The organism is Streptomyces sp. NBC_00829 (assembly GCF_045161795.1).
Lineage (GTDB): Bacteria > Actinomycetota > Actinomycetes > Streptomycetales > Streptomycetaceae > Streptomyces.
The window spans coordinates 6,594,162-6,612,304 of the sequence record NZ_CP108867.1 but is presented as its reverse complement, the minus strand read 5'-3'; the positions used below and the strand labels follow the sequence as shown (position 1 = coordinate 6,612,304).

General features: G+C 69.4%; 16 protein-coding genes. 8 read left to right on the top strand and 8 right to left on the bottom strand.

The annotated features are described in order from the left end of the window. The first annotated feature begins 101 nt into the window (after positions 1-101). From OG293_RS29500 to OG293_RS29480, 5 genes are all read left to right on the top strand, one after another. Positions 102-866, top strand: a complete 765-nt coding sequence (locus OG293_RS29500; protein WP_406003748.1) for an IclR family transcriptional regulator — start codon at positions 102-104, stop codon at positions 864-866. Positions 867-1,096: 230 nt separating this feature from the next. Beyond that, positions 1,097-1,885 (top strand): MIP/aquaporin family protein, encoded by a 789-nt coding sequence (locus OG293_RS29495; RefSeq protein WP_406001821.1) that lies wholly within the window; start codon positions 1,097-1,099, stop codon positions 1,883-1,885. Positions 1,886-1,915: 30 nt separating this feature from the next. Continuing rightward, the gene (glpK, locus tag OG293_RS29490) at positions 1,916-3,451 is read left to right on the top strand and encodes a glycerol kinase GlpK (protein WP_406001820.1); all 1,536 of its coding nucleotides are present in this window, start codon (positions 1,916-1,918) and stop codon (positions 3,449-3,451) included. 6 nt (positions 3,452-3,457) lie between these two features. Further along, positions 3,458-5,068: an FAD-dependent oxidoreductase gene (locus OG293_RS29485; RefSeq protein ID WP_406001819.1), complete on the top strand. Its 1,611-nt coding sequence runs from the start codon at positions 3,458-3,460 to the stop codon at positions 5,066-5,068. A 98-nt stretch (positions 5,069-5,166) separates the two neighbouring features. Further along, positions 5,167-5,838, top strand: a complete 672-nt coding sequence (locus OG293_RS29480; RefSeq protein WP_406001818.1) for a FadR/GntR family transcriptional regulator — start codon at positions 5,167-5,169, stop codon at positions 5,836-5,838. Positions 5,839-5,934: 96 nt separating this feature from the next. Here the strand turns inward: OG293_RS29480 and OG293_RS29475 are convergent, their stop codons facing one another. Genes OG293_RS29475 through OG293_RS29455 form a run of 5 tightly spaced genes read right to left on the bottom strand, consistent with a single transcriptional unit; the run spans position 5,935 to position 11,656 of the window. Next, positions 5,935-6,963: an ABC transporter permease gene (locus OG293_RS29475; RefSeq protein WP_406001817.1), complete on the bottom strand. Its 1,029-nt coding sequence runs from the start codon at positions 6,961-6,963 to the stop codon at positions 5,935-5,937. After that, complete coding sequence (locus tag OG293_RS29470; RefSeq protein WP_406001816.1) at positions 6,960-8,474, bottom strand: sugar ABC transporter ATP-binding protein; 1,515 nt, start codon at positions 8,472-8,474, stop codon at positions 6,960-6,962. The genes OG293_RS29475 and OG293_RS29470 overlap by 4 nt, the downstream gene beginning before the upstream one ends. A gap of 2 nt (positions 8,475-8,476) precedes the next feature. Next, the gene (locus tag OG293_RS29465; protein WP_406001815.1) at positions 8,477-9,514 is read right to left on the bottom strand and encodes a sugar ABC transporter substrate-binding protein; all 1,038 of its coding nucleotides are present in this window, start codon (positions 9,512-9,514) and stop codon (positions 8,477-8,479) included. A 49-nt stretch (positions 9,515-9,563) separates the two neighbouring features. Then, positions 9,564-10,340 carry an SDR family NAD(P)-dependent oxidoreductase gene (locus OG293_RS29460; RefSeq protein ID WP_406001814.1) on the bottom strand — a complete coding sequence of 259 codons (777 nt, stop codon included), beginning with the start codon at positions 10,338-10,340 and terminating at the stop codon, positions 9,564-9,566. Beyond that, entirely contained in the window at positions 10,337-11,656 is a 1,320-nt protein-coding gene (locus OG293_RS29455) for an enolase C-terminal domain-like protein (protein WP_406001813.1), read from the bottom strand. The genes OG293_RS29460 and OG293_RS29455 overlap by 4 nt, the downstream gene beginning before the upstream one ends. Before the next feature lie 253 nt (positions 11,657-11,909). Here OG293_RS29455 and OG293_RS29450 point away from each other — a divergent pair, with 253 nt between their 5' ends. Then, positions 11,910-12,914, top strand: a complete 1,005-nt coding sequence (locus OG293_RS29450; protein ID WP_406001812.1) for a PAC2 family protein — start codon at positions 11,910-11,912, stop codon at positions 12,912-12,914. 97 nt (positions 12,915-13,011) lie between these two features. On the opposite strand, the gene OG293_RS29445 is transcribed toward OG293_RS29450, so the two are convergent. Then, on the bottom strand, positions 13,012-13,449 hold the full coding sequence (locus tag OG293_RS29445; protein WP_406001811.1) for a hypothetical protein: 438 nt from the start codon (positions 13,447-13,449) through the stop codon (positions 13,012-13,014). Between the two features lie 18 nt (positions 13,450-13,467). Continuing rightward, positions 13,468-13,995 carry a hypothetical protein gene (locus OG293_RS29440; protein WP_406001810.1) on the bottom strand — a complete coding sequence of 176 codons (528 nt, stop codon included), beginning with the start codon at positions 13,993-13,995 and terminating at the stop codon, positions 13,468-13,470. Between the two features lie 262 nt (positions 13,996-14,257). Here OG293_RS29440 and OG293_RS29435 point away from each other — a divergent pair, with 262 nt between their 5' ends. Both OG293_RS29435 and OG293_RS29430 read left to right on the top strand, forming a co-directional pair. Further along, a complete protein-coding gene (locus OG293_RS29435) occupies positions 14,258-16,033 on the top strand; it encodes a S8 family peptidase (protein WP_406001809.1) in 1,776 nt (591 codons plus the stop codon). A gap of 42 nt (positions 16,034-16,075) precedes the next feature. Next, on the top strand, positions 16,076-16,582 hold the full coding sequence (locus OG293_RS29430) for a hypothetical protein (protein ID WP_406001808.1): 507 nt from the start codon (positions 16,076-16,078) through the stop codon (positions 16,580-16,582). Positions 16,583-16,788: 206 nt separating this feature from the next. On the opposite strand, the gene mshC is transcribed toward OG293_RS29430, so the two are convergent. Continuing rightward, positions 16,789-18,018, bottom strand: coding sequence for a cysteine--1-D-myo-inosityl 2-amino-2-deoxy-alpha-D-glucopyranoside ligase (gene mshC, locus OG293_RS29425; RefSeq protein WP_406001807.1), 1,230 nt, complete (start codon positions 18,016-18,018; stop codon positions 16,789-16,791). Between the last annotated feature and the right edge of the window lie 125 nt (positions 18,019-18,143).

The following is an 18,143-nucleotide window of genomic DNA, read 5'->3' as shown; positions in this document are numbered from 1 at the left end:
GATGGCTTCCAGCCACCAAGGCCTCGCACAGCGGTGACCAAGGTCGGCATCGACCGATAGTGTTCAGCATTGTCGAACCGCAGTGGAGAAGGGCCGAGGCGATGGCGAAGAACATCCAGTCACTCGAGCGGGCGGCGGCGATGCTGCGACTGCTCGCCGGTGGAGAGCGCCGACTGGGCCTGTCGGACATCGCCTCCTCGCTCGATCTGGCCAAGGGCACGGCCCACGGAATCCTGCGCACCCTCCAGGCCGAGGGCTTCGTGGAACAGGACGCCGCGTCGGGCCGCTACCAGCTGGGGGCCGAGCTGCTGAGGCTCGGCAACAGCTATCTGGATGTCCACGAGCTGCGTGCCCGCGCCCTGGTCTGGACGGACGACCTGGCCCGCTCCAGCGGCGAGAGCGTCCACCTCGGAGTGCTGCACCAGCACGGCGTGCTCATCGTCCACCACGTCTTCCGCCCAGACGACAGCCGCCAGGTGCTGGAGGTGGGGGCCATGCAGCCACTGCACTCCACCGCCCTGGGCAAGGTGCTCTCGGCGTACGACCCGGTGGCGCACACCGAGGTCCTGGAGGTGGAGCGCAAGGGCTTCACGCCGCGCACCGTGACCGACCTCGCGGAGTTCGAGTCGGTGCTCGACCACACCCGGGCACGCGGCTGGGCGGCGGATGTGGAGGAGACGTGGGAGGGGGTGGCCTCGGTGGCCGCACCCATTCACGACCGTCGGCGCATGCCGGTGGGCGCCGTGGCCATCACGGGCGCCGTGGAGCGCGTCTGCGACGGGCCCGACCTGCGATCGGAACTGATCGCCGCGGTGCGCGACTGTGCCCGCGCCGTGTCCCGGGATCTCGGCGCCGGGCGTTTTTGACGCTTTTGTCGCATCATCGGTAACGATCGCGTTTCCGACCACACACCCCTTGACGCCGTGTTAACCGGAGGGCAAAACTTCCGTTCATCGGTCGGCATTGCCGAACACCTACCGGCTATACGCGTTAGGGTGTGGCGATGCCAAGGGCCGGACGCCCTCACCTGAGGGCGCGAACCACCGGAGGGACCCGGGGTTCGCCTTCCCCTGGACGAAGGACAAAGGAGTCGCGGGTGTCCAGCTCCGACATCTTCATCGGCGAGATCATTGGTACTGCCGTACTCATCCTGCTCGGCGGCGGCGTGGTTGCCGCAGTCGTACTCAAGCGCTCGAAGGCACAGAACGCCGGCTGGCTGGCGATCACCTTCGGGTGGGGATTCGCGGTCCTGACCGCGGTCTACATGACCGGCACTCTGTCCGGCGCTCAGCTCAACCCGGCCGTCACGGTCGGCATCGCGATCAAATCGGGTGACTGGAGCGATGTTCCGGTCTACTTCGCCGGCCAGATGATCGGCGCCATGGTCGGTGCCGCTCTGGTCTGGGTCGCTTACTACGGACAGTTCCAGGCCCACCTCACGGACCCGGAGATCATCTCCGCGGCTCCGCACGAGGAGGGCATGGTCAGCGAGCAGGCCGCTCCCAAGGCCGGCCCGGTACTCGGTGTCTTCTCCACGGGTCCTGAGATCCGTGTGGTGTGGCAGAACCTGGCGACCGAGATCATCGGCACCACGGTGCTGGTCCTCGCGGTCCTCACCCAGGGCCTCAACGACAGCGGCAAGGGCCTCGGCGTCATCGGCGCCCTGATCACCGCGTTCGTCGTCGTCGGCATCGGCCTCTCCCTCGGCGGCCCGACCGGATACGCGATCAACCCTGCCCGCGACCTGGGCCCGCGCATCGTGCACGCCCTGCTTCCGCTGCCCAACAAGGGCGGCTCGGACTGGGGCTACGCCTGGATCCCTGTTGTCGGACCGCTGATCGGCGGCGCCCTGGCAGCGGGTATCTACAACCTCGCGTTCGCCTAAGCCGACCATCCGACCTTGCAGGAGAACTCCGTGACCGACGCACACACCACCGGCCCGTTCATCGCCGCCATCGACCAGGGCACCACCTCCAGCCGCTGCATCGTCTTCGACACCGACGGACGCATCGTCTCCGTCGACCAGAAGGAGCACGAGCAGATCTTCCCGAAGCCGGGCTGGGTGGAGCACAACGCCGCCGAGATCTGGACCAACGTCCAGGAAGTCGTCGACGGCGCCGTCGCCAAGGCGGGCATCACCTCCGCCGACGTCAAGGCCATCGGCATCACCAACCAGCGCGAGACCACCGTGCTGTGGGACAAGAACACCGGCGAGCCCGTCCACAACGCCCTGGTCTGGCAGGACACCCGTACCGACGCCCTGTGCAAGGAACTCGGCCGCAACGTCGGCCAGGACCGCTTCCGCCGCGAGACAGGCCTGCCCCTGGCCTCGTACTTCGCCGGCCCGAAGATCCGCTGGCTGCTGGACAACGTCGAGGGCCTGCGCGAGCGCGCCGAGCGCGGCGAGATCCTCTTCGGCACCATGGACTCCTGGGTCATCTGGAACCTGACCGGCGGCGTCAACGGGGGCGTGCACGTCACCGACGTCACCAACGCCTCGCGCACCATGCTGATGAACCTGCGCACCCTCGACTGGGACAAGAAGATCCTCGAGTCGATGGGCGTACCGGCGGCGGTGCTGCCGGAGATCCGTTCCTCGGCCGAGGTGTACGGCGCCGCGGCCGGCGGCGCGCTGGCCGGTGTGCCGGTCGCCTCCGCGCTCGGTGACCAGCAGGCGGCCCTGTTCGGCCAGACCTGTTTCTCCGAGGGCGAGGCCAAGTCGACCTACGGTACCGGCACCTTCATGCTGCTGAACACAGGCAGCGAGCCCGTCAACTCCTACAACGGTCTGCTGACCACCGTGGGCTACCGGATCGGCGACCAGGACCCGGTCTACGCCCTTGAGGGCTCGATCGCCGTCACCGGCTCGCTCGTCCAGTGGATGCGCGACCAGATGGGCCTGATCAACTCGGCGGCCGAGATCGAGACGCTCGCGCTGAGCGTCAAGGACAACGGCGGCGCGTACTTCGTGCCGGCCTTCTCCGGTCTCTTCGCCCCGTACTGGCGTGACGACGCCCGCGGTGTGATCGCCGGTCTGACGCGCTATGTCACCAAGGCGCACATCGCCCGTGCGGTGCTCGAGGCCACCGCATGGCAGACCCGCGAGATCAGCGACGCCATGACCAAGGACTCGGGCGTCGAGCTCACCGCCCTCAAGGTCGACGGCGGTATGACCTCCAACAACCTGCTGATGCAGACCCTCTCGGACTTCCTGGACGCACCGGTGGTGCGCCCGATGGTCGCCGAGACGACCTGCCTCGGCGCTGCATACGCCGCCGGCCTTGCCGTCGGTTACTGGCCGGACACCGACGCGCTGCGCGCCAACTGGCGCAGGGCAGCCGAGTGGACCCCCCACATGGAAGCGGACCAGCGGGACCGCGAGTACAAGAGCTGGCTCAAGGCCGTCGAGCGGACCATGGGCTGGCTCGAAGACGACGCTGACGAGGAGTAACACGAGATGACCACCCTGCAGAGCGTCCCTGCCCTGGGGACGCACCCGGCCTCCGGCTCTCACCCGAGCCGCGCCGCGACTCGGGAGCAGCTTTCCAAGGCGACATACGACCTCCTGGTGATCGGCGGCGGCATCCTGGGCATCTCCACCGCCTGGCATGCGGCGCAGTCCGGGCTGCGGGTGGCTCTGGTGGACGCCGGCGACTTCGCCGGCGCCACCTCCTCCGCCTCCTCCAAGCTTCTCCACGGCGGTCTGCGCTACCTGCAGACCGGAGCGGTGAAGCTGGTCGCGGAGAACCACTTCGAGCGGCGTGCGGTCTCCCGCCAGGTGGCCCCCCACCTGGCCAACCCGCTCACCTTCTATCTGCCGGTCTACAAGGGCGGCCCGCACGGCGCGGCGAAGCTCGGCGCGGGTGTCTTCGCGTACTCGGCGCTCTCGGCGTTCGGCGACGGCGTCGGTCATGTCATCAGCGCCGGCAAGGCGCAGCGTGACGTTCCCGAGCTGCGTACGGAGAACCTCAAGGCCGTCGCCGTCTATGGCGACGACCAGATGAACGACTCCCGGATGGCGCTGATGACGGTCCGCGCGGCCGTCGACTCGGGCGCCACCGTGCTCAACCACGCCGAGGTCACCGGCCTGCGCTTCACCAGGGGCCGGGTCACCGGCGCGGAGCTCAAGGACCGCGCCGACGGCACCGAGTTCGGGGTCAGCGCGCGCCTCGTGCTCAACGCCACCGGCCCGTGGGTCGACCACCTGCGCAGGATGGAGGACCCGAACGCGGCTCCGTCCATCCGGCTCTCCAAGGGTGCGCATCTGGTGCTCAAGCGCACCTCGCCCTGGAAGGCGGCGCTCGCGACCCCGATAGACAAGTACCGCATCACTTTCGCCCTCCCGTGGGAGGACATGCTGCTGCTCGGCACGACCGACGAGGAGTACGAGGGCGATCCGGCGGATGTCGCGGTCAACGACAAGGACGTCACGCAGATCCTGGACGAGGCCGCGTTCTCCATCCGGGACCAGCAGTTGTCCCGCGATCTGATCACGTATTCCTTCGCCGGTCTGCGGGTGCTCCCGGGCGGGCCGGGCAACACCTCGAAGGCCAAGCGCGAGACGGTCGTCAGCGAGGGCCGCGGTGGCATGCTGTCGGTGGCCGGCGGCAAGTGGACGACCTTCCGCCACATCGGCCGTACGGTGATGAACAAGCTGGCCGCCCTTCCGGGTCAGCCGCTGGCCGACGACATGGAGCCGATCTCGCGACTGCCGAAGAAGCTCCCGCTGCCCGGTATCGCGAACCCGAACGCGGTCGCGCACCGGCTGCTGATCGACGGCGGCACACCGGGCCCGCGGATGGCCGCGGACACGGCACGGCACCTGGCCACGCACTACGGCTCGCTGTCGTTCGACATCGCGCGCCTGGCCAATGACGACCCGGCGCTGGCCGAGCGGATCCACCCGGACGCGCCGGAGATCTGGGCGCAGGTCGTGTACGCACGCGACCACGAGTGGGCCGAGACGGCCGACGATGTGCTGCGCCGCCGTACGACCCTGACGATCCGGGGCCTCGCGACGGACGAGATCCGTGGCAAGGTCGACGGTCTGCTGGGCAAGAAGGCCTGATCCGGGCCCGAATCTCGTCGACGTGGGCGGCTGCCGGGGAGCCGCCCACGTTGTACTCTCAGACATCGGATGTATTGAGGGGACGAGGGGGGAACGTCATGGCGGTGACCGACGAGGCCATCGAGAAGATCAAGGGCATGATCGTCTCGGGTGCGCTGCGCCCTGGCGATCGGCTGCCCAAGGAGAGCGAACTCGCGGCCGAGCTCGGCCTCTCCCGCAATTCGCTGCGCGAGGCCGTGCGGGCACTGTCGCTGATCCGGATCCTGGATGTGCGCCAGGGCGACGGCACCTACGTCACCAGCCTGGACCCGCAGTTGCTGCTGGAGGCGCTGAGCTTCGTCGTGGACTTCCACCGGGACGACACGGTGCTGGAGTTCCTGGCCGTACGCCGCATTCTGGAGCCCGCCGCGACGGCGATGGCCGCGGCGCGGATCAGCGAGAGCGAACTGGACCTCCTGAGCGCCCAGTTGGACGCGCTCGGATCGCAGCCCTCGGTGGAGGAACTGGTCGCGGCGGACCTCGAATTCCACCGCGGGATCGTGCAGGCCTCCGGCAACTCGGTGCTCTGCTCCCTGCTGGACGGGCTCTCCGGCCCGACGACGCGTGCCCGGGTATGGCGTGGCCTGACCCAGGAGGACGCGGTCAGCCGCACGCTGCACGAGCACCGGGCGATCCTGTCGGCGCTGCGGGACCGGGACGGGGAGGCGGCGAGATCGTGGGCGACGGTGCATGTGGCGAGCGTCGAGCAGTGGCTGAGGTCGACACTCTGACCGGGGCTCCGCCCAGGAGCTCGGCCCCTGACGGGCAGGTCGGGCCGCACGCTCCGCCGGTCGGCCCCGGAGCGCGGCCGACCGGCGGAGCCATGCTCAGTCCTGCTTCTCCCCGCTCGCGAAGCGGGAGATCACCAGCGCCACAATGATGATCGCCCCGTTCAGGAACTGGTTCCACAGCGCCGGCACCCCGCCCAGGGTCATCACATTGACCACCAGCTGAAGCGTCAGCACGCCCGTCAGCGCACCGAACAGTGTCCCGCGGCCCCCCTTCAGGCTGATCCCGCCGATCACCGCCGCCGCGAACACCTGGAAGATCCAGCCGTTGCCCTGGGTCGCGGCGACCGAGCCGTAGTGGCCGGTGTAGAGGATGCCCGCGAAGGCGGCCAGCAGCCCGCCGATCGCGAGGACCGTCCAGGTGAGCCGGTCCACGCGGATGCCCGCGGCCCGCGCCGCCTCCGGGTTGCCGCCGATCGCGTACAGCGCGCGCCCGTGGCGCAGATAGGCCAGTGCCCCTCCGCCGATGGCGAAGAGCGCCAGACAGATCCAGACCGCGGCCGGCGCGCCGAACCAGTCGGTCTTGCCGAGGTAGCGGAAGGACTCCGGGACATCGGTGATCGACTTGCCCTCGGTGATGCCGATATGGAGGCCACGGAGCATCGTGAGCATGCCGAGCGTGGCGATGAAGCCGTTGACGCGCAGCTTCAGCATCAGGAAGCCGTTGATCGCGCCGATGGCCGCGCCGACCAGCAGACAGACGGGTATCGCCATCGAGACGGGCAGCAGGTCCAGGCCCGCGAAGCGGCCCCCCTCCGCCGGGAGGACCAGCCACATCGCGATGACCGGCGCGATGCCGATCGTGGACTCCAGTGACAGGTCCATCCGGCCGCAGATCAGGATCAGCGCCTGTCCGAGCACCAGCAGGCTGAGCTCGGAGGACTGCTGGACCACGCTGATCAGATTGTTGGAGGTGAGGAACACCGGCGAGACGATGAAGCCGATCACCATCAGCACCAGGATCACCGGGATGAGCGAGAAGTCGCTCCACCGGATGAGCCGCAGCCGGTTCAGCGGGCTGTCGCTCCGGGTCTCGTCCGCCGTCAGCGGTTGTATCGTGCCGGTCATTCCCTCTCCCCCACACCTTCCATGGCGGCGACCAGTTCCCGGTCGGTCCACCCGCTCCCGAACTCCTGGACCACCCGCCCGTGGAACAGGGCGAGCACCCGGTCGCAGACCCGCAGATCGTCCAGCTCGTCCGAGATGATCACGGCCGCGCTGCCTTCGTCCGCCACCCTGCGTACGACGCCCAGCAGAGCGTCCTTGGACTTCACATCCACTCCCGCCGTGGGCCTCAGGGCCACCAGCGCACTCGGCCCGCGGGCCAGGGCGCGCGCGACCACGACCTTCTGCTGATTTCCGCCGGAGAGCCCCGAGACGGGCTGCTCGGGACCCTGTGTCTTGATGTCGAGCGAAGCGATCATGGACTGGGCGAATTCCCTGGTCCGAGAGGGCAGTACGGTCCCCCAGGGGCCGAGCTGGTCGGTGACGGTGAGCGTGGCGTTCTCGGCGACGCTGCGGTCGGCGACGAGCCCCTGGCGGTGGCGGTCCTCGGGGATGTAGCCGATACCGGCGTCGAGCGCGTGCGGAACACTGCCCGGCTTCACCTCACGGCCGCGTACGGTGATCCGTCCCGCACCGGCCCTGCGCATCCCGGCCAACGTCTCGCCGAGGGCGGTGTTTCCGCTGGCGGCGGCGCCCGCCAGGCCCAGCACCTCGCCGGGACGGACCTCCAGGTCGATCGGCTCGAACTCGCCTTCGAGTGCGAGCCCTTCCGTCCTCAGGACGGGCTCCTCGTCCCGCGCCTGGCCGGCCGGAGCGTGCCAGGTCGAGAACCCGCCGCCGGACTCACCCGTCATGGCCTCGACCAGGTCGTCCTTGGTGAGGTCGGCCACGCGCGCGGTGACGACATGGCGGGCGTCGCGGTAGACGGTGACGGCGGTGCACAGTTCGTACACCTCCTGCAGATGGTGGGAGATGAACAGGAACGCCACGCCCTGGTCCTGCAGTTCGCGCAGCTTGGTGAACAGGCGCTGGATGCCGCGGGCGTCGAGCTGTGCGGTGGGCTCGTCGAGAATGATCAGGCGTGCGCCGAAGGACAGGGCGCGCGCGATCTCGACGAACTGCCGCTGCTCGACCGCGAGATCCTTTGCCCTGGCCTTGGGATCGACGCTCACTCCGTACCCGGCAAGCAGATCCTCGGCGCGGCGGCGAAGCTGCCGCCAGCTGATGAGGCGGCTGCCCGTGTCGAAGCGGTTCAGGAACAGGTTCTCGGCAACGGTCAGATCGGGCACGACCATCGACTTCTGGTAGACGCAGGCGACCTTGGACTGCCAGGCCGCCGTGTCCCCGAAGGCCGGTGCGGGCTCCCCGCTGAAGGTCACCGCGCCCGCATCCGGCTTGTGCAGCCCGGTGAGGACGCTGACGAGGGTGGACTTGCCTGCGCCGTTGCGTCCGACGAGTGCGTGCGACTCGCCGGGGGCGACGGTCAACCGGACACCGTCGAGCGCCACGGTGGGACCGAAGCGCTTGACGATGCCTTCCGCGTGGACGGCGGCGGGCGGAACATGGTGCGCCATGGCTAGCTCTTCTTCTCCAGCTGGTTGGCCCACAGCTTCGGGTCGTCCACGTTCTCCTTGGTCACCAGCGGCGCGGGCAGCTGGTCCTCGAACCCGTTGGGGATCTTGATGACGGTGGACTCGTGGTCGGTCGCCCCCTCCTTGGGGGTCTTGCCGTCCAGTGCCTGCTTGGCCCAGTAGAGCGCGTACTTGGCATAGAGATCGGCGGGCTGGGAGACGGTGGCGTCGATCTTCCCGGCCTTGATGGCATCCAGCTCCTCCGGGATGCCGTCGTTGGAGATGATCGTGATGTGGCCCGGGGTGCCCGGGGCCTTCAGCAGCTTCTTCTGCTCCAGCAGGGCGAGCGTGGGCTGGAGGAAGACGCCTCCGGCCTGCATGTAGATGCCGTTGATGTCGGGGTGCGCGGCGAGCGTGGACTGGAGCTTGGCGGAGGCGACATCGCCCTTCCAGTCGGTGGCCAGCTCGAAGACCCTGATGCCGGGGAAGTTCTTGGTCATGCAGGACTTGAAGGCCTCGGAGCGGTCGCGGCCGTTGATGGAGGACAGGTCGCCCTGGAACTCGACGACCTTGCCCTTGCCCTTCAGCTGCTTGCCGAGATAGGTGCAGGCCTTCTCGCCGTACGCACGGTTGTCGGCCCGGACCACCATGTAGACATTGCCCTTGTCGGGGCGGGTGTCGACGCTGACGACCGGGATCTTCTTCTCCTGAAGGCTCTGGAGCGATTCCGCAATCGCACCGGTGTCCTGGGGGGCCATGACAACGGCCTTGGCGCCCTGGTCGGTGAAGGTCTGGACGTTGGCGACCAGCTTTCCGATGTCGTTCTGGGAGTTGGTCAGGGACAGCGCGTCGACATCGCCGTCCTTGACGCCCTTCTCTATGTACTGCTGGTAGGAGTTCCAGAAGTCGCTGTCGCTGCGCGGCAGGTCGATGCCCACCTTGCCCCCACCGGACTCGCTGTCCGATGCGCGGTTGCAGCCCGCCAGGGCTGTCACGGCCAGCAGCACCGCGCAGGCCGCGGCACTTGTCGTACGCACTCTCATGGGTGTCCCGTCCTTCGGTGATGTCGGCTCAGATGGTGCTCAGGCGTGCTCAGTTCAAGGGGCGCAGGCGCAGCCCCTGCATTCCGCCGTCGACGGCAAGGGCAGTGCCGGTGACGGCGGCAGCCGAGGGGCCGGCGAGGTAGACGACGGCCGCGGCGACCTCGTCCGCCGAGACGAGCCGTCCGGTGGGCTGGCGTGCTTCCAGGGCGGCGCGTTCGGCAGCGGGGTCGCCGGCCCGGTCCAGCAGGCGGCCGATCCAGGGTGTGTCGGCGGTGCCAGGGTTGACACAGTTGACGCGGATGCCTTCTCGCACATGGTCGGCGGCCATGGCGAGCGTGAGGGAGAGGACCGCCCCCTTGCTGGCGCTGTAGAGGGCGCGCTGCGGCAGTCCGGCGGTGGCGGCTATGGAGCAGGTCTGGGTGATGGACACGTGGCCGGGGCGCTCGGCTGCGGCCCGGCGAAGATGGGGCAGGGCGTGCCGGGCGACCCGCACCATACCGATCACATTGATGTCCAGCACGCGCAGCCACTCGTCGTCGTCGTTGTCCGCGACGGTTCCGGTGGCGCCGACGCCGGCGTTGGACACCAGGGTGTGCAGGGCCCCGAACTCGGCCGCCGCCCGGTCGACCGCGCCGCGTACGGCGTCGTCGTCGGTGACATCGGCCTTCAGCGCAAGCGTGCCTTCGGGTGCTCCGGCGATCTCCCGGTCGAGTACGGCGACGCGCGCGCCTCGGCTGAGCAGCAGCCGCGCCACGGCCGCCCCGATGCCGGAGGAGCCTCCGGTGACCAGCGCCGACAGCGACTCGAAGTCCCTCGTCCCCGTCATGAGTTGACCTCCTCGATGGTGCGCCGGGCCTGCCAGACGGGACCCTGCGGATAGCTGTGGGCGGTGATCGACTCGGGAAGCATGCGGGCCGAGAAGCCCGGTGCGCGGGGCGCGACATAGCGTCCGGAGACGATCACCGCGGGGTCGGTGAAGTGCTCGTGGAGGTGGTCGACATACTCGATGACGCGGTCCTCCCAACTGCCGGAGACGGCGACATAGTCGAACATGGCCAGGTGCTGGACGAGCTCGCACAGGCCCACCCCTCCGGCGTGCGGGCACACCGGAACCTGGTACTTGGCGGCGAGCAGCAGGACGGCGAGGTTCTCGTTGACTCCGGCGACGCGGGCGGCGTCGATCTGGACGAAGTCAACGGCTCCTGCCTGGAGCAGCTGTTTGAACACCACGCGGTTGGCCACATGCTCGCCGGTGGCGACCTTGACCGGTTGCCCGGCCCGCACGGCGGCATGGCCGAGGATGTCGTCGGGGCTGGTGGGCTCCTCGATCCAGTGCGGTTCGAACGGCGCGAGCGCAGTCATCCAGCGCACCGCGTCGGCCACGTCCCAGCGCTGGTTGGCGTCCACGGCGATGCGTATGGAGGGTCCGACGGCGGCGCGGGCGAGCTTCATACGCCGGATGTCGTCGTCGATGTCCCCGCCGACCTTCAGCTTGATCTGGCCGAAGCCGTCGGCGACGGCCTCCTTGGCGAGCCTGACCAGCTTCTCGTCGGAGTAGCCGAGCCAGCCGGGCGAGGTGGTGTAGGCGGGATAGCCCTGCCGGCGCAGCCGTTCGGCGCGCTCGGCCCGGCCCGGTTCCGCGGCACGCAGGAGGGCGAGGGCCTCGTCGCGGGTGAGTACGTCGGTCAGGTAGCGGAAGTCGACGAGCGAGACGAGATCTTCGGGGGACATCGAGGCGAGGAACTCCCAGACCGGCAGGCCCGCGCGCTTGGCCGCCAGGTCCCAGGCGGCGTTGACGACCGCGCCGGCCGCCATGTGCATGACGCCCTTCTCGGGACCGAGCCAGCGCAGCTGTGAGTCGTGGGTGAGGTCCAGGTGGAGCGAGGCGAGATCGGCCGCCGTGCGCGGTGCCTCACGCCCTATGACGTAGGGGCGCAGGGCCTCGATGGCGGCCGCGGTGACATCGTTGCCGCGCCCGATCGTGAAGCAGAATCCGTGCCCCTCGGCGCCGTCGTCGGCGCGCATCACCACATAGGCGGCGGAGTAGTCGGGGTCCGGGTTCATGGCATCGGAGCCGTCGAGCTGTTCCGAGGTGGGAAAGCGGATGTCGAGAACCTCGAACTCCGTGACGGTCTGACTCATGCACACCCCTGGGAGAAGAACATCGGACCTCTTGCGGTCATCCGATGTATAGCGCCGCTCACGCGCCAACGTCCAGGGTTTTGACGAAATTACTCCCATACAGCTCGGATGAATCGATGGCTGGATGCCGCGGTTCTCCGACGTATGCCCTATCGAGCGGAAGTTCACCCGGCCGTGCAGGGGGCTGCGGAGGGGCACCTCATAAGCCGTAAGGTTGGGGCGTACGAAAGGGAACTTCGGAAGGAGGCACTGGGTGATCGAGCTCGAGGGGGTACCCGAGCTGATCGACCCGGTCATGGTGGCCGCGTTCGAGGGCTGGAACGACGCCGGCGACGCCGCCTCCACCGCGGTCGCACACCTTGACCGGGAGTGGAAGGGCGAGGTGTTCGCGGCGCTCGATGCCGAGGACTACTACGACTTCCAGGTCAACCGGCCCACGGTGTGGCTGGACGGCGGGGTACGGAAGATCACCTGGCCCACCACCCGGCTCTCCGTGGTCCGCATCGGCGGCGACAAGCCGCGCGACCTGGTGCTCGTGCGCGGCATCGAGCCATCCATGCGCTGGCGCTCGTTCTGCAACGAGATCCTGGGCTTCGCCCATGAACTGGGCGTGGAAATGGTGGTGATCCTGGGCGCGCTGCTCGGCGACACTCCGCACACCCGGCCGGTGCCGGTGAGCGGGATCACCTCGGACCCGGACCTGGCCAGGACGATGGATCTGGAGGAGACCCGGTACGAGGGACCGACCGGCATCGTGGGCATCCTCCAGGAAGCATGCACGCACGCGGGCGTGCCCGCGGTGAGCCTGTGGGCGGCGGTACCGCACTATGTCTCTCAGCCGCCCAACCCCAAGGCCACGCTGGCGCTGCTCAACCGCCTCGAGGACCTGATCGGTCTGCGCATTCCGCTGGGCGAACTGCCCGAGGACGCCCGGGCATGGCAGCTCGGTGTGGACCAACTCGCCGCCGAGGACAGCGAAGTGGCGGAGTACGTCCAGACGCTGGAGGAGGCGCGGGACACCGCGGAACTCCCCGAGGCATCGGGCGAGGCCATCGCCCGGGAATTCGAACGGTATCTGCGGCGGCGCGACGGCGGTCCGGGGCACGCGACCGACGGCGGCGAAGGCAGTTCGTATCTGCGTGACACCACCAGCGGGCGGACCCGTCCGCCGATGCCGCCCCGCGTGGAACCGGACACGGACGAGGATCGCGCGCCGGAGGCCGGGACCGGCGACGAGGAAGATTCCTCGGACGACTGAGGAGGCCGCGCGCAACGGGTGAGGGGCCGCGCCGGTCGGACACTGTTGGTTCGGCGCGGCCCCTACGCGTACCGATCGGCTCACCCAGTGGCGTGTCTCAGCTCATGGGGTGGCGGACCTGGTCCACCACCACCGCGTCGTACGTCGTGTCCGCAGTGGGCTCCACATCGAAGCGCGCATTGGGCAGATAGACGCGGTCGCCCCAGGCAGCGGCCGTCGTGGGAATCCTGAATCGCGCCGGATCGGTGATCCGCGCGATCGCCCTCCCCCGGGTGCCCCGGTCGTCGAGCAGGAGCACATCGACCGCGTTCTGCTGCTGCTGTACGACATAGAGGACGCGGCCGAGCAGCAACAGGCCGTCGCCGTTGGGAAGTCTGGTGTCGCCGATGTCGACGCGCCTCGCCACTCCGGTGCGTGGGTCGACCCGCATCAGACCGCCGCCGCCGGCGACCGTGTTGACCATGAGCAGGGCGCTGCCGTCCGGTGTGCGCTCGATCCCGTTGGCCGTGAAGCCCGGTTCCCTGCTCCCAGTCACCGCTCAGCGGGAGGGTGGTCACCATCCCGCCCGGCCCGTCGTGGCGGTCGAGCGGAAGCCGGTAGATCGCGGTGCGAAGGAATCCGTGAACCAGGCGGCGCCCGGAGTGAGGATCACATCGTTGACGAAGGTGGAGTCCGAGCCGACCGTGAAGGTCTTCAGCAGCTTCCCCGAGCGGATGCCGGCGACCCGGATCTCCCGGCTCGGACCACCGCAGAGGAACAGCAGCCGCTCGCGCCGGTCGGTTTTCAGCCCGATGACGGGGTGAGCGGCGCCGCCGCCCTGGCTGATGACGCGTCCGCGGCCGGTGGCCAGGCTCGCTCGGTAGATGTCGCCGTTGGCGATCGAACCGAAATAGGCGTACGGGCTCGCCCCGATGGTGATGCCCTCGGGCTGAAAGCCATTCGGCAGGGGGATTTGGGTGGGCCATCGGGCATCGGTGGATCCGGCCGCGCTGGCCACCCCCTCCAGGGGGCTGAGCAGAGCCGCTCCGCCGGCCGCCGCGAACGCCCCGAGAAGTGTTCTACGTGCTAAAGGACGGTGCATGTGTGCGTCCTTCCGACATGTGTTCCGCAGACGCTCTCACCTCAGCACACAGCAGGCGACTCCGCTGTGTTTGGCCGAATTGATGCGTGACATCGGCTTCAAGCCGAATTGCACGGGCTGCCCATCCAGCTTGATTTCAAACGTAGTTCACGCAAGCGGGGTGGACGTCAGGCGGCAGCGGTAGCAGGGTGGGCGACCACGGCACGACACGCACAGACCGGACAGACACGGAGCACGGCACCCGAAGGGAGCGGTCATCGCGATGACCGATCAGAAACTCCCAGGTCGAAGCCCCGGAACGACGGGGCCAGGACCCGACGGAGCTGGATTCACCTATCAAGGAGCCGAGCCGGAGCTGATCGTCGTCGCCCGGGCCGAGGCCCGGCTGCGCGCCGGCACCGACGGCGTACGGTCGGCCTCCGGGACGGACATCTCCGCCCTCAGCATGTTCCTCAGCGACGAACAGCTCGCTCTGGAGCCCGTGTTCGGCAATGAGGAGCGCACCCGCTCCGCCCAGCCCGCACCACCCGTCGGCCAGGCAGGCGACCGGGGCTCCATACCGGACCTCTCACTCTTCTATCGCGTACGGGGCGCGGGCGACCGGACCCAGGAGCTGACCGCCCGGCTGGCGGCTCTCCCCGAGATCGAAACGGCGTACGTCAAACCAGGCGCCGTGCCCGCGCGGAGCGCGCCCGAAGGCTCCCCACCCCTGGGCACCCTGCCCGACGAGGCCAAGCGGCTGAAGGAGGGCGCGCCCGCGACCCCCGACTACACCGGCCGCCAGGGCTATCTGGGTCCTGCGCCCGAAGGCGTGGACGCGCACTGGTCCTGGCAGCGGCCCGGCGGCTCGGGACAGGGCGTCACGGTCGTCGACGTGGAGGGGGCCTGGCAGCTGGGGCACGAGGACCTGGCGGGCAGGCTCGCCGGAGTCGTCGTCGGCAACCCGGTCCAGGACATCGCCTGGCGCAACCACGGCACGGCCGTTCTCGGCGTCATCGGCGGCGACCGTGACGAGAAGGGGATCACCGGGATCTCCCCCGAGGCGGTGACCGCTGCCGCCTCATTCCAGGGCATCGGCTCGGCCGCGGCCATCCACGCGGCGGCCGACCGGCTCTCCCCGGGCGACATCCTCCTGGTCGAACTCCACCGTCCGGGACCGCGGTTCGACTTCGCGGACCGCGACGACCAGTGCGGCTACATCGCACTCGAATGGTGGCCCGACGACTTCGCGGCGATCCGCTGGGCGACGCAGAAGGGCGTCCTGGTCGTCGAGGCCGCCGGCAACGGAGCCGAGAGTCTGGACGACGCGGTGTACGAGCGCCGGCCGGACGAGTTCCCCGAGTGGTGGCGCAACCCCTTCAACCCGTCGAACCGGTCCTCCGGAGCGATCCTCGTCGGAGCGGGCGCTCCCCCGCCCGGGACGCACGGCCGCGACCACGGTCCGGACCGTTCGCGGCTGGCGTTCTCCAACTACGGAGCGCGCATCGACGCCCAGGGCTGGGGCCGCGAGGTCACCACGACCGGCGGTTTCTGGGACCGGGCGGGTGATCTCCAGGGCGGCGCCGAGGAGATCGCCTGGTACACCGACACCTTCTCGGGAACCTCCTCGGCATCACCGGTGGTGGTCGGCGCCCTGGCGTGCCTGCAGGGGATCCTGCAGGCCGCGCAGCTGGCCATGATGACTCCCGAGCGGGCGCGCGACGTGCTGCGCACCACCGGATCTCCGCAGCAGGACGCCCCGGGACGGCACGCCTCGCAGCGGATCGGCAGCCGTCCCGACATCAAGGCGGCCGTCACCCGTCTGATTCCGTCGTCGGTCGGCTCGGGCCGGGCGGAGCGGTACTGGGACGAGCTGATGCCGTATCCCCGGGAACTACCGCCGCGACTGAGGCTGTTCGTGGCCGGCGCGTGGCGCAACCTCAACCACCCCGCCCCCGAAATCCGCCAGGCGGTCCACGCCGCCTTCGTGGGGGGACGCCCGGACGTTCGCGTCTGGTACTCGGACGACGAGGTCGTGGGCCTGGTCGTCGCCGGATGAATCGAAGTCGCCGGATGAATCGAAAGGGAAGGTGAACATGGTATGAGCACCACCCCGCAGATGAACCCCAGCACGATGGGACAGCAGTACGGACAGCAGTACGGACAGCAGCAGTTCGGACAGCAGCACGAGCAGCAGCATCTGCAGCAGGGCCCGACGACGGCCCCGATGTCCGCGCAGGGTCAGCAGGTCCAGTTCCCGCTCGCGCAGCAGATGCGGCAGCTCGGCCAGCAGCAGCCCTACCAGCAACTGCTCCAGCAGCTCGGCGGACAGCACCAGCAGGGCCTGCCCCTGGTGCTGCCGAGCACCGTCGACGTCCAGGCCGTCGTGAGCGGCATCGCCACGAAGTACTGGGACGTCGTGACCCCGCTCCCCGGCCAGCCGTCGATCCTCTATCTGTTCATCAACAACGCCTGGCGGCAGCTGGTCAACCCGAACCAGATCACGCACGACCAGGTCCAGGAGGCCTTCGCCTTCGGGCACCAGGTCATCGCCTGGTACGACGAGGCCACCGGCTCGATCCAGGCCGTGGTGATCAACAAGCAGTAGGGGGCCGACGGACGGCGGCAGCAACTCCCCTGCGAAGGGCGCCGGGTGGGCAGCGGCCCGCCCGGCGCCCGTGCGCTCAGGAGGAGTACGCCCGAGTGCTCAGGAGGAGTACGCCCGAGTGCTCAGCGGCAGTACGCCGGTGCGTGATGTGTGTCCGGCTGCTCCTGGGCGTCGGTGCGTCCAGGAGCAGCCGGAGCGTCAGTGCGTCAGAGCGCTACGCCGAGGAGGGCGTCGACGGCCCGGGACAGCAGCCCCGGCGCGCCCTCGTCCGTACCGCCGTCGGAGTGCTGGAGCGCTGCCCAGCGGTCCACGGCGGCCAGCGCGGCGGGGGCGTCGAGATCGTTCGCGAGGGCGTCGCGGATCTCCTCGACCACCGCGTCCGCGGACGGCCCGTCGGGGCGGGACACCGCCGCGCGCCATCGCCCGAGCCGCTGCCGCGCCTCTTCGAGCACGGCGTCCGTCCACTCCCAGTCGGACCGGTAGTGGTGCGAGAGCAGCGCCAGCCGGATCGCCGCGGGGTCCACGCCGTCGCGTCGCAGCGTGGAGACGAAGACGAGGTTGCCCTTGGACTTGGACATCTTCTCGCCGTTGAGCGCGACCATGCCGGCGTGGACGTACGACCTGGCGAAGGGGTACTCACCGGTGAGCGCCTGGGCGTGCGAGGCGCCCATCTCGTGGTGTGGGAAGGCGAGATCGGATCCCCCGCCCTGCACGTCGAAGCCCATGCCGAGGTGGTCGAGGGCTATGGCCACACACTCGATGTGCCAGCCGGGGCGCCCGGGTCCAAGACTCCCGCCGTCCCAGCTCGGCTCGCCCTCACGGGCGGCCATCCAGAGCATCGGGTCGAGAGGGTTCTTCTTGCCGGGCCGGTCGGGGTCGCCGCCGCGCTCCGCGGAGAGCGCCTTCATGACCTCGGTGTCGTAGTGGGAGACCCCGCCGAAGTGTGGATCGGCCTCCACCGAGAAGTACACGTCCCCGTCGAGCTCGTACGCGGCGCCCGCGTCCCGGAGCCGCTCGACGAGCGGCACGATGCCGGGTATGGCCTCGACGGCGCCGATGTAGTGCTGCGGCGGAAGCATCCGCAGGGCTGTCATGTCCTCGCGGAAGAGCGCGGTCTCGCGCTCGGCGAGCTCGGTCCAGTCGTGCCCGTCGCGGATGGCGCGCTCAAGGAGCGGGTCGTCGACGTCCGTCACGTTCTGGACGTAGTGAACCTGCCGCTTGGTGTCGAGCCACACGCGCTGAACGAGGTCGAACGCGTTGTAGGTCGCCGCGTGACCCATGTGGGTCGCGTCGTACGGCGTGATGCCGCAGACGTAGATACGGGCGACAGGACCGGGGTCGAGGGTCACAGGACCACCGGTCGCGGTGTCGTGGATCTGGAGGTCGCGGCCCTTGCCGGGCAGGGCGGGGACCTCAGAAGCGGGCCAGGCATGCATGCCATGAGCCTAACCGGACGGATGTTCCGCATACGAACCGGATCACGCACTCGGCCGGTTGGGCGGTTGTCCGGGTGGGGGCGGGGGTCCGGGCGTTGGCCCCCGGTTCCGGGAAGGGGCGGGGT

Bases quoted from the DNA above. Each gene is read 5' to 3' on its own strand.
- OG293_RS29500 (WP_406003748.1), top strand. From the start codon at position 102: ATGGCGAAGAACATCCAGTCACTCGAGCGGGCGGCGGCGATGCTGCGA.
- OG293_RS29485 (WP_406001819.1), top strand. From the start codon at position 3,458: ATGACCACCCTGCAGAGCGTCCCTGCCCTGGGGACGCACCCGGCCTCC.
- OG293_RS29480 (WP_406001818.1), top strand. From the start codon at position 5,167: ATGGCGGTGACCGACGAGGCCATCGAGAAGATCAAGGGCATGATCGTC.
- OG293_RS29475 (WP_406001817.1), bottom strand. From the start codon at position 6,963: ATGACCGGCACGATACAACCGCTGACGGCGGACGAGACCCGGAGCGAC.
- OG293_RS29470 (WP_406001816.1), bottom strand. From the start codon at position 8,474: ATGGCGCACCATGTTCCGCCCGCCGCCGTCCACGCGGAAGGCATCGTC.
- OG293_RS29465 (WP_406001815.1), bottom strand. From the start codon at position 9,514: ATGAGAGTGCGTACGACAAGTGCCGCGGCCTGCGCGGTGCTGCTGGCC.
- OG293_RS29460 (WP_406001814.1), bottom strand. From the start codon at position 10,340: ATGACGGGGACGAGGGACTTCGAGTCGCTGTCGGCGCTGGTCACCGGA.
- OG293_RS29455 (WP_406001813.1), bottom strand. From the start codon at position 11,656: ATGAGTCAGACCGTCACGGAGTTCGAGGTTCTCGACATCCGCTTTCCC.
- OG293_RS29440 (WP_406001810.1), bottom strand. From the start codon at position 13,995: ATGCACCGTCCTTTAGCACGTAGAACACTTCTCGGGGCGTTCGCGGCG.
- OG293_RS29435 (WP_406001809.1), top strand. From the start codon at position 14,258: ATGACCGATCAGAAACTCCCAGGTCGAAGCCCCGGAACGACGGGGCCA.
- OG293_RS29430 (WP_406001808.1), top strand. From the start codon at position 16,076: ATGAGCACCACCCCGCAGATGAACCCCAGCACGATGGGACAGCAGTAC.
- mshC (WP_406001807.1), bottom strand. From the start codon at position 18,018: ATGCATGCCTGGCCCGCTTCTGAGGTCCCCGCCCTGCCCGGCAAGGGC.